This is a genomic window from Streptomyces sp. NPDC057307 (assembly GCF_042667665.1).
In the GTDB taxonomy this organism is placed as follows: domain Bacteria; phylum Actinomycetota; class Actinomycetes; order Streptomycetales; family Streptomycetaceae; genus Streptomyces.
This window is the reverse complement of record NZ_JBHUZM010000052.1, coordinates 18,227-32,654: the sequence shown is the minus strand read 5'-3', so window position 1 is coordinate 32,654 and position 14,428 is coordinate 18,227. Positions and strand designations below refer to the sequence as shown.

Here is a 14,428-nt window from a genome sequence, read left to right as displayed (position 1 = left end):
GGGGCGGTGTCCGGGGCGGCCGAAAAGCGGCCGGTAGAGTGAGCGCGTCGTCATCATGCCCGTACGGGGGGAAGCCGGTGCGAATCCGGCACTGACCCGCAACCGTGAGCCGCCCTCGCAGGCGGCGAGTCGGACCACCCCGGACGCGGACGTGACCGGCTCGCGCCACCGGAAACCGCCGGTGGCCGGCACCGTCGAGGCATACGGAGCCGGAGCCTGGTGCCTCAGCGTGCCTGCCCGGATCCCGCGTTCCCGCAATCGCAGTTCGCCTACCGCATTCCGCATTCCGCATTCCCGCAGGAGAGGCTCCACCCGCCATGATCACCGTTCGCCGCCGCGCGGCGCGCAGCGCAGCCGCGTGCGCCGCATTCGCCGTCCTGTGCGTGGCCGCCGTCCCCTCCGCGGCCTCGGCCGCCCCGGCCGCCTCCGCCGACGCGCGGGCGCCCGCCGCTCCCGCCGCACCCGCCCCACCGCCGGTCAAGCTCCCCGCCGGGATGTACGGCGCCACGGACCCGACCTACGACGGCGTCTGGCGGCAGTCCCTCGCGATGCTGGCGCAGCGCGCCGTGAACGTCATGCCCGCCAAGTCCGCCGTCAAGTGGCTGCTCGGCCAGCAGTGCGACAGCGGCGCCTTCCCGGCGTACCGCCCCGACCCCACGAAGCCGTGCGACGCGACGACGGTCGTCGACACCAACTCGACCGCCGCCGCCGTACAGACACTGGCCGCGCTCGTGAAGTACCCCGACGCCATGAACAACGGCATGAGCTGGCTCGCCTCCGCGCAGAACGAGGACGGTGGCTGGGGCTACAGCGCGGGCGCTCCCAGCGACGCCAACTCCACGGCGCTGGTGATAGGAGCACTGGCCTCGGGCGGTGCCCCGGTGGTCAAGAGGCTGTCGACGGAGGGCCGGTCCCCGTACCAGGCGCTGATCGGCTTCGCGATCCCCTGCGACGCGAAGGAGGGCGGCGGCGCGTTCGGCTACCAGCCGGACAAGTCCGGCAAACTGCTCCCCAACGCCGATGCCACGGCCGCCGGTCTGCTCGGCGGCGTCGGGAAGCGGATGGTCACGACGGGCGTCGAGCCCGGCCCGGCGCCCGTCTGCCAGGACCTGCACCCGCTCACGCCGGAGCGCGCGGCGCGCAACGGCGCCTCGTATCTGGTGAAGGCGCTCGCCAGGACCGGCCATCTCGACCAGCCGCCCATGCCCGGCGCCGAGGACTCCGCGCCGCTGCCGGACTACGGCAACACGGCGGACGCGGTCGTCGCGCTGACGACGGCGGGGTACGGCGACCAGGCGGCGGCCTCGATGAAGTGGCTGGAGAAGAACTCGGCCGCCTGGGCGAAGGAGAACGGCCCCGCCGCGTACGCCCAGTTGATCTTCGCCGCGCATACGACGAGCACCGATCCGCGTACGTTCGGCGGCACCGACCTGGTCAAGGCGCTCAACGCGACGGGGCCCGCGCCCAAGTGGATCGGGCCCAAGCCGCTGACGACCGAGGAGCAGCAGAAGGTGCTGGCGGAGCAGAAGGCGGAGAAGAGCAGCATGTCCGGGAACCTGTGGACGATCGCCGTCGGGCTCGTGGCCGTGGCGGCGATCCGGACGCTGTTCGTCATGCGGGCGAAGCGGCGCCGGTCATGAGGCGAGTCGTCTCCCTCGCCGCCGTCCTGCTCGCGTTCACCGGCGCGCTGACCTTGCCGGGCGCGGGGACGGCCCACGCGGCCGGCTATCGCTACTGGTCGTTCTGGGAGAACGACGGCGCGGCCTGGACGTACGCCACGCAGGGACCGGCGCTCGCCCGCCCCGCCGACGGCGCGGTCAACGGTTTCCGCTTCGCGGTCAGCGCGGACAGCCAGGACGCGGCGAAGCCCCGTGAGACACCGGACTTCACGGCTGTCTGCGGGTCCACACCCGCGAAGTCCGGCAGCAAGCGCGTCGCGGTGGTCGTCGACCCGGGCACGGAGGCGGACGCCCCGGACGGCGAGAGGCCACCGGCGCCGCTCGCCGCGTGCGCGCGGGTGGACACGGAGGCGACGAGCGCGGACGCGCTGGCGGCGGTGGCGAAGCCGCTGCGCTACAACAGCGACGCGCTGCTGTGCGGGATCACGGGCTACCCGAAGTCGGGCTGCGGCGAACCGATCCCGGACACCGGCCCGACCCCGACCCCGACGGCTTCCCGCGCCACGGGCGGCCTCCAGAAGGCCGACGAGGACGGCGGAGACACCCCGTCGGTCGGCATCCTCGCCGGAGCCGCGGCGGTACTCACCCTCGCCACGGCCGCCATCTGGCAGGCCCGCCGTCGCCGCGACTGACCGGCCCGCCGGAGGCCACCGGGCTCGCGGGACGAATTCACCCCCGCCACCGGAAGCGACCTCGGGCGCGGACCGGGGCAGCCGAGCTGCCCGCAGTCGGCCGGAGGCACGTGGTGGGTCCCTCCGCGCGCCCCGTGCCAGCCGGAGCAACGCCCTGCATGCCGGGGCCTGGTGGTTGTGGGCGCTCGGGTTGGCCGTGGCCGCTTCGCGGACCACCAATCCGCTGCTCCTCGGGCTCCTCGTCGGCGTGGCCGGCTACGTCGTCGCCGCCCGGCGGACCGACGCGCCGTGGGCCCGGTCGTACGTGGCCTTCGTCAAGCTCGGGCTCGCCGTCATCGTCGTGCGGCTCGTCTTCTCCGCGTTCCTCGGCTCGCCGATCCCCGGCACCCATCTGGTCGTGACGTTGCCCGAGGCGCCCCTGCCCGACTGGGCGAAGGGCATCCGGATCGGGGGCCGGGTGACGGCCGAGCAACTGGTCTTCGCCCTGTACGACGGCGCCAAGCTCGCCACGCTCCTCATCTGCGTGGGCGCGGCGAACGCGCTCGCCAACCCGGCCAGACTGCTCAAGTCCCTCCCGGGCGCCCTGTACGAGGCGGGTGTCGCCGTCGTCGTCGCCATGACCTTCGCGCCGAACATGGTCGCCGACGTCCTGCGGCTGCGCACCGCCCGCCGGCTGCGCGGCCGTACGACCGGCGGGGTGAAGGCCGTCCTCCAGATCGGACTGCCGGTCCTGGAGGGCGCGTTGGAGCGGTCCGTCGCCGTCGCCGCGTCGATGGACGCGCGGGGCTACGGCCGGACGGCCGCCGTACCGCCCGCGGTTCGCCACACCACCACCGTGCTCACGCTCGGCGGTCTCCTCGGTGTCTGCGCGGGCACGTACGGCCTCCTCGCCGCCGAGGGCGCCGTCTACGGCCTGCCCGTCCTCGGCCTCGGGCTCGTCGCCGCGCTCGCCGGTCTGCGGCTCGGCGGGCGCCGTTCGGTCCGTACGCGCTACCGCCCCGACCTGTGGGGCGTCCGGGCCTGGCTCGTCGCGGGATCCGGCGCGGCGGTCGCCGCGCTGATGATCCGGGCGAGCGCGTACGACCCTGAGGGGCTGCACCCCGGAGTCGTACCGCTCGTGACACCCGGTCTGCCGCTCTGGCCCGCCGCGGGCATCCTGCTCGGCCTGCTCCCGGCCTTCGTCGCACCCCTGCCGCCCCTCAACACTCCCAAGGAGAAGTCCCGGTGATCCGGTTCGAGCAGGTGTCGGTGACCTACGCCGACGCACCGGCCCCCGCCCTGCAGGGGGTCGATCTCACCGTCCCCGAGGGCGAGTTGGTGCTGCTCGTCGGCCCTTCCGGCGTCGGCAAGTCCACCCTGCTGGGCGCGGTGTCCGGGCTCGTCCCGCACTTCACCGGCGGCAGGCTGCGCGGCCGGGTCACGGTCGACGGCCGCGACACCCGCACCCACAAGCCCCGCGAACTCGCCGATCTCGTCGGCACGGTGGGCCAGGACCCGCTCGCCCACTTCGTCACCGACACGGTCGAGGACGAACTGGCCTACGGCATGGAGTCGTTGGGCCTGGCCCCCGACGTGATGCGGCGCCGCGTCGAGGAGACCCTGGACCTGCTCGGCCTGGCCGAGCTGCGCGACCGCCCGATCGCCACCCTCTCCGGCGGCCAGCAACAGCGCGTCGCGATCGGCTCGGTGCTCACACCGCACCCCAAGGTGCTGGTCCTGGACGAGCCGACGTCCGCGCTCGACCCGGCGGCCGCCGAGGAGGTGCTGGCCGTGCTGCAACGCCTCGTGCACGACCTGGGGACGACCGTGCTGATGGCCGAACACCGGCTGGAGCGGGTCGTGCACTACGCGGACCAGGTCATCCTCCTCCCCGGGCCGGGCGAGACGCCGGTCGTCGGCGAGCCTGAACGGATCATGGCCGTCTCCCCCGTGTACCCGCCGGTGGTGGCGCTCGGCAGACTGGCCGGCTGGGACCCGCTGCCGCTGTCCGTACGGGACGCCCGCCGCCGCGCGGGCGACCTGCGCGACCGACTCGCCACAACGGCGCCCCCGTCGGCGAGCGAACCGGCCTCGGAAACCACCGCGCCGCCGGCCCGGCCCGGCACTCCCCGTACCGCCCTCGGCCGCCTGCTGCACCGCCGCCCGCGACCCACGTCGGCCACCGACGTCGCGGCCGTCACCCGCCTGTCCGTCCTTCGCGGCCGGATCGAGGCGCTGCGCGGCATCGACCTCACCGTCACCCCCGGCGAGACCGTCGCGCTCATGGGACGTAACGGCGCGGGCAAGTCCACCCTGCTCGCCACCCTCGTCGGCCTGGTCGAGCCCTCGTCCGGCTCCGTCACCGTCGGCGGGCACACCCCGCACCGTACGCGTCCGCGCGAGCTGATCCGCCAGGTCGGGCTGGTCCCGCAGGAGCCGCGCGACCTGCTGTACGCGGACACGGTCGCCGCCGAGTGCGCGGCGGCGGACATCGACGCGGGCGCCGTGCCGGGCAGTTGCCGCGCGCTGGTCGACGAGCTGCTGCCGCACGTGCCCGACGGGACACACCCGCGTGACCTGTCGGAGGGGCAGCGGCTGGCCCTGGCGCTGGCGATCGTACTGACGGGCCGGCCCCCGCTGCTGCTCCTGGACGAGCCGACGCGCGGTCTCGACTACGCGGCGAAGGCCCGCCTGGTGGACGTGCTGCGCGCGCTGGCGTCCGAGGGGCACGCGATCGTGCTGGCGACCCACGATGTGGAGCTGGCCGCCGAACTCGCGCGCCGGGTGGTGATCCTGGCCGACGGCGAGATCGTCGCCGACGGGCCGACCTCCCAAGTGGTCGTCTCCTCACCGGCGTTCGCGCCGCAGGTCGCGAAGATCGTGGCGCCGCAGGAGTGGCTGACGGTCTCTCAGGTACGACGAGCGCTCGCCACCGTCGCCAAGGACCCGACATGACCACCCGGCCGGACTGCCGGACCCCCGCCGATCCCGAGGCCCCCGCCGCCGCCCAGCCGCCCCGGCCCGACCCCCAGGCCCGCGCCGTACGCCTCGGTCCCCGCTCCGTCGCCGCGCTCACCCTCGTCAGCGCGATCGGCGTCATCGCCTTCGGCTGGCCGCTGCTCGCCGACTCCGCCTCCGGGCTCGCCCACTCCCAGGACGCGCCCTGGCTGTTCGCCGTACTGCTCCCGCTCCTGGTGGCCGTCGTCGTCGCGACGATCGCCGACTCCGGCCTGGACGCCAAGGCGGTCGCCATGCTCGGCGTGCTGGCCGCCGTCGGCGCCGCGCTGCGTCCGCTCGGCGCGGGGACGGCGGGCCTGGAGCCGATGTTCTTCCTGATGGTCCTGAGCGGCCGGGTGCTGGGCCCCGGCTTCGGCTTCGTCCTGGGCTCGGTCACCATGTTCGCGTCCGCGCTGCTGACGGGCGGCGTCGGGCCGTGGATGCCGTTCCAGATGCTGTCGATGGGCTGGTTCACGATGGGCGCGGGCCTGCTGCCGGGCCCGGACCGGCTGCGCGGGCGCGGGGAGTTGCTGATGCTCGCGGCGTACGGGGGCGTGGCCGCGTTCGCGTACGGCACGATCATGAATCTGCAGGGCTGGACCTACATCGGCGGGCTGTCGTCCGGGATCTCGTTCCAGCCCGGCGACCCGGTCCACGAGAACCTGGTGCGCTTCCTCGCGTACTGCGCGGCGACGTCGTTCGGCTGGGACCTGGGCCGTGCGGTGCTCACCGTCGTACTGACACTGACGATCGGCGCCACGGTCCTCAAGGCGCTGCGCCGGGCGACGCGACGGGCCGCGTTCGACGCGGAGGCCGCCTTCGAGGAGCCGGCGGGGGCTCGTACGCCCTGAGCCCCCGCATCGGCGCGGTGAGGACCGGTTGAGGACCGGTTGAGGACCAGGTGAGGACCGACGTCAGGAGACCGTCTCCAACTCCAGCTCCCCCACCGTCTCGCCGCCGCTCGTCTCCCCCGTCAGCCGGAATCCGAGCCCCAGGTAGAAGGGTTCGGGCCCGTCCTCACCGGGCTCCCAGGTGGCGGTCAGCTTGGTGCCGCCCCGGCGGCGGATCTCGGCGGCCACGGACTCGACCGCGAAGCGGCCGTACCCACGCCCCTGTTCACCGGCCGCGATGTTGAGGCGCCACAGTCCCGAGCGGATGTCCTTGCCCGTGCCGTCACCCGCGAAGTCGATGTCGAGGAAGGCCATCAGGAAGCCGACGACCCGGTCTCCGTCCAGGATGAGCCGGGGCCAGGCGGTGTCCTGGTGGACGTACGCCTCGGCGAGGGACTTCGTGACCGGGGCGACCAGATGCTGCTGGTCGGGACGGACCCGCACGCCGATCGCGGCCTCGAAGTTGTCGGGGGTGATCTTCTCCAGCCGGAGCGCGGTCGTCGTCATACGGGAACGATAGGACTCCCCATCAACTCCCGATCAACTGATTTTCCTCAAGTGATCTGTCGCGCGGCCGACTTCGTACCCCCGTCCCGCACCCCCGGCGCGGTCATGTCGCCCGGCCCCTTCCCGTCCGGACTCTCCGCCTCCGGCTCCGCGGCCTTCCGCCAGGGCCATGGCATCAGCGGCGACGGCGGGGCCGCCCCCTGCAGCCGGCGCGGCCCCGACAGGACGTACGTGAGGGTGAAGCCCACGCCCACGACGACCGCTCCGCCCGCCGCGTCCAGCACCCAGTGGTTGGCGGTGGCGACGATCGCGCAGACCGTGAACAGCGGGTGCAGCAGCCCCAGGAGCTTCATCCACAGCTTGGGCGCGAGGAGCACGATCACGATCCCGCACCACAGCGACCAGCCGAAGTGCAGCGACGGCATCGCCGCGTACTGGTTGGTGATGGTGGTCATCGGGCCGTAGTCGGGGTTCGCGAGGTCCTGCGGGCCGTGCACGGTGTCGATGTAGTCGAGGCCCGGCATCAGGCGCGGCGGCGCGAGCGGGTAGAGCCAGAAGCCGAGCAGCGCGAGCAGTGTGGCGAAGGCGAGCGAGGCGCGTGCCCAGCGGTAGTCGGCGGGCCGGCGTACGTACAGGACGGCGAGGATGACGAGCGGCACCACGAAGTGGAACGACGTGTAGTAGAAGTCGAAGAATCCTTCCGCCCACTTCGCCTTCACCACCGCGTGGTTGACCCACCGCTCGATGTCGATGCCGAGGGCTTCCTCGATGGCGATGACCTGGTGCGCGTGCGACTCGGCGGCCTCGCGCCCGCCGGTGGCGGCGGCCCGGATGTGCGAGTAGACGGAGTAGCCGACGCGGATGGCGAGGAGTTCGAGCAGCAGGTTCGGCCGGCTGACGAGCCGCCGCCAGAACGGCGCGAGCGGGACGCGTCTCCAGCGCGCGGCGACGGGCTTCGCGTACGTGGTCGGAATCGGCCGCGCGAAGAACGGCGACGTACGCATAAGGAACGGTACGGCGCAGGCGGCGGCCAGGGCCGTGATCAGCAGCACGTTGTCCCGCACGGGGTGCAGGAGCCTCATGTTGGGCAGCATCATCGTGCCCGGCAGCGTCATGACTATCACCACGACGACGGGCCACACGGGCCGGTCGGAGGCGCGCTTGCCGACCCGGCCGACGAGCGCGAGCAGTATCCACACCAGTTGGTGCTGCCAGGCGGTGGGCGAGACCGCGACGGCCACACAGCCGGTGATCGCGACGGCCAGCAGCAGTTGTCCGTCCAAGGCGTAGCGCGCCGCGCGGCGCAGCCCGAGGAAGCAGACGGTGGCGGCCAGCACGACGAACAGCGCGATCTCCAGCGGCCCTTCGAGGCCGGCCCGCAGGAGCGCGCCGTGCAGGGACTGGTTGGCGAGGCTGTCGGGGCTCTCACCGAGGCCCGCGCCCGCCAGGTGGCGGGTGACGTATGTCCAGGTGTCGCTCGGCATCGCCACCCAGGCGACGGCCGTGCAGGCCGCGAAGGTGCCGACCGTGGTGAGGGCCTGGCGTCTGCGGCCCGTCAGCCAGAGCAACGGGGCGAAGAGCAGCACGGCGGGCTGGAGGGCGGCGCCGAGACCGATGAGGATGCCGGGGCCGGGTTCGCCCCGGTCGCCGCGGACGGCGAAGAAGCCGAGCAGGACCAGCAGCACCGGGATTATGCTCGTCTGGCCCAGATGGAAGCTGTTGCGGACCGGCAGGGACAGCATGAGCAGGCTGATCGCGACCGGGGCGGCGAGCAGTCGCGTACGGCGTGAGACCGTGCCCGGCAGGGCGCGCGCCGCGACGACGCCGAGGGCGACGACGAGCAGCAGTGTGCCGAGGGTCCAGGCGACACCGAGGGCCTGTTCGGCGGCCCGTCCGAGTGGTTTGAGCACCAGGCCGGCGAAGGGCGTGCCGGTGAACTTCCCGCTCTCGTACAGCGAGCCCGACACATGCAGTACGCCGTTCTCCCCGATCCAGGTCTCCAGATCGAGCAGCCGCTCGCCGGGGGGCAGCCGTAGGACGGCCACCGCCTGCCGTACGGCGAGACCGGCCGCCAGTGCCCAGAGCAGGGCGCGTGCGACGCCGTACCCGTTCGCCGCCGCCCCGAATCCGCTCCCTGTCGCCGTACTGCCCCGCACACCCTGCTCCGCATTCGCCACGCCGCGCCGACCCTCCGCTTCCAACCCTCGACCCTGGGTCATGAGCCTCGCATTCCCCCACTGTGGAGACTCAGGCAACCCCCTCTTCGCCTGAGTGTCATCCCTGTTTTGTCCAAATGCCGATGAAAGCACCGATGACACCACAGTCGGCACCAGGAACCGCACCGGTGGGACAGGCCGTCTGAGGCGTTGGGTTGACGCGCCGGGGGACGGCGCGACGCGACACGGGTTTCGGGGGGTACGGGGGATGCGAAAAGCTCAACGGGCATTTCTGGTGGTGTGCGCGGTGCTGCTGACGCAACTGGGGTCGCTGATCGCACCGGCGTACGCGTGCGGCTGCGGCGCGATGGTGCCGGGCCGGCAGGCCACGATGGGGGTCGACAGGGAGACGTCGGTGGTCCGTTGGGACGGCGCCACGGAGCAGATCGTGATGCGTTTCACGGTGAACGGGAACGCGCCGGAGGCCGCGTGGATCATGCCGGTGCCGAGCCGCGCGGACGTGGAACTGGGCGATCCGGATCTCTTCGGCGAACTCGACGACCTCACGGAGCCGGAGCGTCGTACCCGTCACTACTTCTGGCCACGCGAGGACGACTGGCCGTTCGCCTCGGACGGCGACGGCACGTCGGCCGGCGCGCCGCCGCCGGGCGCCGGGGCGCCCCCGGTCGGAGTCGTCGGCCGCGAACGCCTCGGCGACTTCGACGTGGCCCGCCTGACGGCGACGGACCCCGACGCGCTGCGCGACTGGCTCGAATCGAACGGCTTCGAACTCCCGTCGGATCTCGCGACGGGGCTCCAGCCGTACGTGGACCGGAAGTGGGAGTACGTCGCGGTCCGGCTGGCCCCGGAGGACGCGAACGCGACCCTGGCCGGCACGCTCGACCCGCTGCGCCTGAGCTTCGCCAGCGACCGCCTGATCTACCCGATGCGCCTCTCCCGCCTGGCGGACCAGCCGCAGTCGCTGGGCCTGTACGTGCTGGCCGACCACCGGATGGAACCGCGCGCCTCGATCGGCGGGGACAGGCCGGAGGTCCGTTTCGCGGGCCGGATCTCGGCCGGGGACTCACCGGCGCTGGGCGAACTGGCGGGCGCGGGGCGGCCGTTCCTCACGGCGATCGACCAGTACTTCCCCCGCCCCGAACGCATCGACGCGGACCACGAACTGCGCGCGACGGCGTCGGACACCCCGTACCGGGAGGTGTACTACGACGACGAACTGCGCATGTTCGCGGGCGTCCCGGCGTGGCTGGCGACGGTGGGGAGCGTGTTCGTGGTGCTGATGCTGCTGGTGGTGGGCGGGGCGGTGCTACGGGTACGACGCCGGGCGGACGGCGTCCCGCTGCCGCCGAGGTGAGGCCGTCGAAAGTCGCTTCCGGGCGGCGCGGTCACGGCGGTCGCGGCGGTCGGCGGTCGCGGCGGTCGCGGCGGGCGGCGAAATCGGCCGGGGAGGCCGGGCTCCCCGGCGCGTTCTACAGACCCAGGTCGGTGACGCTCAGTCCCCGTCCCGACCGGCCTGGCCGGCCCGGCCGTTTGAACCGTCCTGGCCGTTTGAACCGTCCCAACCCTCCCGGCCGTCCGGCGCGCCCGCGCCCGCGTGCGGCTTCCCGCCGTCCGTCGACGGGGCGCGTCGCAGCGTACGGATCGCCGGGATCGCGAACAGTGCCACGCAGCCCACCAGGCCGGCGCCCGCCGACACCAGCAGCAGCCGCCCCGGCGAGGCCACTGCGAGGGCCGGGCCCGCCAGCAGTTGGCCGAGCGCGATCCCCGAGACCGAGCCGGCCAACTCGTACGCGGAGACCCGGTTGAGCACCGCCGGCGGGGTGTGGGTCTGCACGCTGGTCGCCCACATCACCGACCAGAACGCCAAGGCCCCGCCGCCGAGCGCGTGCCCCGCCAGCAGCACCGGCAGACCGGCGTCCAGCGCCACGCAGAGCGGCAGCACGGTGTACACCGCCATCGCCACCGCACCGGCGGCCAGCGGCCGGGCCGGGCGCAGCCGTAGCGCCAGCAGGCCGCCGACCACCGTTCCGACGCCGAGGAAGGAGACCGCCAGGCCGTAGGCGTCGGGGCCGAGCCGGGAGCCGATGAGCGCCGAGCTGAGCGGTACGAGCGGGCCGAAGACCAGCACGCCGTAGCCCATCCAGATCAGGATCACCGCCCACATCCAGGTGCGTGCGCGGAACTCCCGCCAGCCCTGGCGCAGGTCGCGACGGAGTGAACCGCCGGAGCGGACAGCGGAGTCGGCGGCAGGGGTGTCCGTGGGCGCGTCGGCCGGGGACGCGTCGGCCGGGGCGTCCGTGGGCGCGGCGTCCGGAGCGAGCCGGATGAGCGCCAGGCACAGGGCGCTGAGCAGGAAGGTGCCCGCGTCGATCGCGTACACGGTCCCGGCCCCGGTCAACGCGATCAGCAGCCCCGCCAGGGCCGGGCCGATCAGGTGGGCGAGCGCGTCGGCCACCTTCAGCGTGGCGTTGGCGCGCTGCGGCTCGCGGGAGACCAGCGGAACCATCCCGTTCATCCCCGGCAGGAACATCGCGACGGCCGCACCGGCCAGCGCCGCCATCGTCACCAGCAGCCAGAACGGCGGCGGCCCGGCGAAGAACGCGACAGCCAGCACACCTTGGGTGAGCACCCGGACGAGGTCCGCGCCGACCATCATCCGGCGCGCGCCGAACCGGTCGGCGAACACCCCGCCGAACAGCACCAGGACGACGAACGTCCCGGTCCAGGTGCCGAGGACGAAGCCGACCCCGGAGATCCCGTACAGCGCGCCGACCGCGAGCGCGGCGGCCACCGGCATCATCGCGTCGCCGACCTGCGAGACCGTGCGGGCGACGAAGAAGAGCGTGAAACGCCGGTCCCACAACGGGGGCCGGGCGGTCTGGGGTCGTACCTGCGTGGTGGTCACCGCACCGATACTGGTTCGGACCAATCGGCCACCCCAGTGTCTCGAACGACATGATGGGGTACTTTCGCGCCATGCCCCAGCGTCCGCCGCCGAAGTCCCCCGCGCCGCACCGGGTCGTGGCGCTCCTCCAGCCGCCGCAGTCGACCTTCGCGCTGGCCTGCGCGACCGAGGTGTTCGGCGACCACGGTCCGGCGATCCCCACCCACTACGCGTTCGAGGTCTGTACGGAACACCCCGGCCCGGTCCCCACCCAGGCCGGCTACGACCTGCTGGTCACGGCGGGCCTGGACGCGCTGGAGCGCGCCGACACGGTGCTGATCCCCGGCTGGCACCAGGCGCCCGGCACGGAGGTGCCGGCGGCGCTGGTCGCGTCGGTCCGCCGGGCGCACGAGCGCGGCGCGCGGATCGTCAGCCTCTGCTCGGGCGCCTTCGTACTGGCCGCCGCCGGACTGCTGGACGGCCGGCGGGCCGCCACTCACTGGGCGCGGGCCGCCGAACTGGCCACCCGCTTCCCGCATGTCCGGGTCGACCCCGCCGTGCTCTACGTGGACCACGGCGACGTCGCCACCAGCGCCGGTGCGGCGGCCGGCGTGGACCTGTGCCTGCACCTGGTGAGCGCCGACCAGGGCGCCGCGTACGCGATGCGGATCGCCCGGCAGATGGTGATGCCGCCGCACCGCGAGGGCTGCCAGCTGCAGTACGCCGAACTGCCCACCTCCGGCCCGGTCGCCGACTCGCTGGCCCCGCTGCTGGACTGGCTGACCGGACGGCTGGACCAGCCGGTCAGCGTCGCCGAGATGGCGGTCCACTCCCAGGTCTCGGCCCGCACGCTGACCCGCCGCTTCACCGAGCAACTGGGCATCAGCCCCGGACGCTGGCTGCTGGACCGCCGGATCGCCGCCACCCGGGCGCTGCTGGAGGAGACCGACCTGCCGGTGGAAACCATCGCGCACCGGGTCGGCCTCTCCTCGGCCGTCAACCTCCGCCGCCGCTTCCACGAGGCGCTACGCACCACACCGGCCGCCTACCGGCGCGCCTTCCGCGTGGACAAGGCGGGGTAGCGGTACGGCACGGCGCGTACGGCACGGCTTTCCCGCCCCGAAGGCGACGCGCGCGCAGGGTGTTCGCTACTCCAGCCAGATCCCGTCGCGCATGACGACTCTCCCGCGCAGTTCCGGCGTGCCGCGCCAAGCGCGCACGGTCCTCGGGACCACACGTACATACAGAAAGGCTCCCTCCTCCACGCGCGGATCCCACCCGAACTTCGCGGCGAACGCCTCCGCCGCGCCTCCGGGCACCTCCTGGTCGGGAAAGCACTCCGCCTCACCCTGCAGAAGCACCACGTCGAAGGTGTCCGGCAGCGCCAGACGCACGCGCGGCTCCGCACGGAGGTTCCGGGCGATCACGGAAGCGGCGCCGGTGCACATCCACACCGCCCGCCCGTCCCACAAGAACCACAGCGGCACCTGGTGCGGCCCGTGCTCGGGGTGAGCCGTCGACACCCACACGTCCCGTTCGGCAACGAGCCGCTCCAGAGCATCACGCACCCGCTCCGCCGTCCGGCGACCGACAATTCCCGAAGTCTCCATGAGCACCGACCCTAGTCAGCGGGCCCGCAGCGCGCCTGAGGCGCAGGACCTACTCCCGGCGACCGATGAGTTCGGCTCCCGCGTGTGGTCAACATCGTTGAGACAAGAACCTGGATGGGAGCAGCACATGGGACAACTGGCCGTGATCAACTTCGTATCGCTGGACGGTGTCATGCAATCGGTCCTCTCGGCGGACGAGGACCGGGACGGCGGGTTCGATCGAGGCGGCTGGGTACTGCCTTACGTCGACGAGGTGGTGGAACGGTTCATGAGCGAGGCCACGGCCGGCGCCGGAGCCCTGCTCCTGGGCCGCAGGACGTACGAGATCTTCGCCGCCACGTGGCCGTATGCCGACATGAACGACCCTGCGGTGGCCGCGATGAACGCGATGCCGAAGTACGTGGCTTCGCACACCCTCAGGGACCTGACGTGGGCGAACTCCACCCTGCTCGGCGCCGATCTGGCGGAGGAGGTCAGCCGGGTCAAGGCCGCGTCCGAGACCGAGACGGTGGTGCTGGGCAGCGGAGGGCTGCTGCGATCCCTGATCGAGTACGACCTCGTCGACGAGTACCGGCTGCTTGTCTTTCCTCTCGTCCTGGGGAGTGGAAAGCGGCTCTTCACCGATGGCAGGAACCCTCGCCGCCTCACGCTCACCACCACGCGACCGACACCGTCCGGCGTCCTGATCAACACCTACCGCCGCCGGGCCATTGCTTGAGCTTGCCGCTACGGCGTCGTCACCGAGCGGTTGGCCCACTGACCTTCACAACGCGGCGACGAAAGCCCGCCAACTCGCGGGCGAGACCGTAAGCACGGGCCCGTCGGCCAACTTACTGTCCCGGACGGGGACGACACCGTGCGCCTGAGCGAAGGCGGGCGACCACTCCACGCAGTTACCGCCGTCCTGGCCGCTGTACGAGGACTTCACCCAACTCTCCGGCGCCGACTTGACGTTCACAGCGCCGCCACGAAAGCACACCAACTCGCGGGCGAGACCGTAAGCACGGGCCCGTCGGCCAACTTACTGTCCCGGACGGGGACGACACCGTGCGCCTGAGCGAAGGCGGGCGACC

General features: G+C 73.0%; 14 protein-coding genes and 1 riboswitch. Of the genes, 8 read left to right on the top strand and 6 right to left on the bottom strand.

Annotation, left to right across the window (positions count from 1 at the left end; translation table 11 throughout):
* Window positions 1–67: 67 nt before the first annotated feature.
* Window positions 68–140: riboswitch (cobalamin riboswitch) on the top strand.
* 180 nt (window positions 141–320) lie between these two features.
* The 5 genes from ACFUN8_RS19500 to ACFUN8_RS19480 all read left to right on the top strand — a co-directional run bounded on the left by ACFUN8_RS19500 (window position 321) and on the right by ACFUN8_RS19480 (window position 6,138).
* Window positions 321–1,640, top strand: coding sequence for a prenyltransferase/squalene oxidase repeat-containing protein (locus ACFUN8_RS19500; RefSeq protein WP_383638853.1), 1,320 nt, complete (start codon window positions 321–323; stop codon window positions 1,638–1,640).
* The gene (locus tag ACFUN8_RS19495) at window positions 1,637–2,311 is read left to right on the top strand and encodes an SCO2322 family protein (RefSeq protein WP_383638811.1); all 675 of its coding nucleotides are present in this window, start codon (window positions 1,637–1,639) and stop codon (window positions 2,309–2,311) included. Before ACFUN8_RS19500 ends, ACFUN8_RS19495 begins: the two co-directional genes overlap by 4 nt.
* A 154-nt stretch (window positions 2,312–2,465) precedes the next feature.
* Window positions 2,466–3,539: an energy-coupling factor transporter transmembrane protein EcfT gene (locus tag ACFUN8_RS19490; RefSeq protein ID WP_383638850.1), complete on the top strand. Its 1,074-nt coding sequence runs from the start codon at window positions 2,466–2,468 to the stop codon at window positions 3,537–3,539.
* On the top strand, window positions 3,536–5,245 hold the full coding sequence (locus ACFUN8_RS19485) for an ABC transporter ATP-binding protein (RefSeq protein WP_383638807.1): 1,710 nt from the start codon (window positions 3,536–3,538) through the stop codon (window positions 5,243–5,245). The genes ACFUN8_RS19490 and ACFUN8_RS19485 overlap by 4 nt, the downstream gene beginning before the upstream one ends.
* Window positions 5,242–6,138 carry an ECF transporter S component gene (locus tag ACFUN8_RS19480; protein ID WP_383638804.1) on the top strand — a complete coding sequence of 299 codons (897 nt, stop codon included), beginning with the start codon at window positions 5,242–5,244 and terminating at the stop codon, window positions 6,136–6,138. The genes ACFUN8_RS19485 and ACFUN8_RS19480 overlap by 4 nt, the downstream gene beginning before the upstream one ends.
* Window positions 6,139–6,201: 63 nt before the next feature.
* Here ACFUN8_RS19480 and ACFUN8_RS19475 read toward each other — a convergent pair whose 3' ends face one another.
* Together ACFUN8_RS19475 and ACFUN8_RS19470 are read right to left on the bottom strand one after the other, a co-directional pair.
* Window positions 6,202–6,684 (bottom strand): GNAT family N-acetyltransferase, encoded by a 483-nt coding sequence (locus ACFUN8_RS19475; protein ID WP_383638801.1) that lies wholly within the window; start codon window positions 6,682–6,684, stop codon window positions 6,202–6,204.
* Between the two features lie 47 nt (window positions 6,685–6,731).
* Window positions 6,732–8,861, bottom strand: coding sequence for a bifunctional glycosyltransferase 87/phosphatase PAP2 family protein (locus ACFUN8_RS19470; protein ID WP_383638798.1), 2,130 nt, complete (start codon window positions 8,859–8,861; stop codon window positions 6,732–6,734).
* A 247-nt stretch (window positions 8,862–9,108) separates the two neighbouring features.
* Here ACFUN8_RS19470 and ACFUN8_RS19465 point away from each other — a divergent pair, with 247 nt between their 5' ends.
* Window positions 9,109–10,215 (top strand): DUF2330 domain-containing protein, encoded by a 1,107-nt coding sequence (locus ACFUN8_RS19465; RefSeq protein ID WP_383638796.1) that lies wholly within the window; start codon window positions 9,109–9,111, stop codon window positions 10,213–10,215.
* 138 nt (window positions 10,216–10,353) lie between these two features.
* Here the strand turns inward: ACFUN8_RS19465 and ACFUN8_RS19460 are convergent, their stop codons facing one another.
* A complete protein-coding gene (locus tag ACFUN8_RS19460; protein WP_383638792.1) occupies window positions 10,354–11,766 on the bottom strand; it encodes an MFS transporter in 1,413 nt (470 codons plus the stop codon).
* A 71-nt stretch (window positions 11,767–11,837) separates the two neighbouring features.
* Here ACFUN8_RS19460 and ACFUN8_RS19455 point away from each other — a divergent pair, with 71 nt between their 5' ends.
* Window positions 11,838–12,827, top strand: a complete 990-nt coding sequence (locus ACFUN8_RS19455; RefSeq protein ID WP_383638790.1) for a GlxA family transcriptional regulator — start codon at window positions 11,838–11,840, stop codon at window positions 12,825–12,827.
* 66 nt (window positions 12,828–12,893) lie between these two features.
* Here the strand turns inward: ACFUN8_RS19455 and ACFUN8_RS19450 are convergent, their stop codons facing one another.
* A complete protein-coding gene (locus ACFUN8_RS19450; protein ID WP_383638788.1) occupies window positions 12,894–13,355 on the bottom strand; it encodes a pyridoxamine 5'-phosphate oxidase family protein in 462 nt (153 codons plus the stop codon).
* Between the two features lie 127 nt (window positions 13,356–13,482).
* Between ACFUN8_RS19450 and ACFUN8_RS19445 the strand changes: the two genes are divergently transcribed.
* Window positions 13,483–14,073 carry a dihydrofolate reductase family protein gene (locus tag ACFUN8_RS19445; protein WP_383638785.1) on the top strand — a complete coding sequence of 197 codons (591 nt, stop codon included), beginning with the start codon at window positions 13,483–13,485 and terminating at the stop codon, window positions 14,071–14,073.
* A gap of 45 nt (window positions 14,074–14,118) precedes the next feature.
* Here the strand turns inward: ACFUN8_RS19445 and ACFUN8_RS19440 are convergent, their stop codons facing one another.
* Both ACFUN8_RS19440 and ACFUN8_RS19435 read right to left on the bottom strand, forming a co-directional pair.
* Window positions 14,119–14,313 (bottom strand): DUF397 domain-containing protein, encoded by a 195-nt coding sequence (locus ACFUN8_RS19440; RefSeq protein WP_383638782.1) that lies wholly within the window; start codon window positions 14,311–14,313, stop codon window positions 14,119–14,121.
* Complete coding sequence (locus ACFUN8_RS19435; protein ID WP_383638847.1) at window positions 14,310–14,375, bottom strand: DUF397 domain-containing protein; 66 nt, start codon at window positions 14,373–14,375, stop codon at window positions 14,310–14,312. Before ACFUN8_RS19435 ends, ACFUN8_RS19440 begins: the two co-directional genes overlap by 4 nt.
* Between the last annotated feature and the right edge of the window lie 53 nt (window positions 14,376–14,428).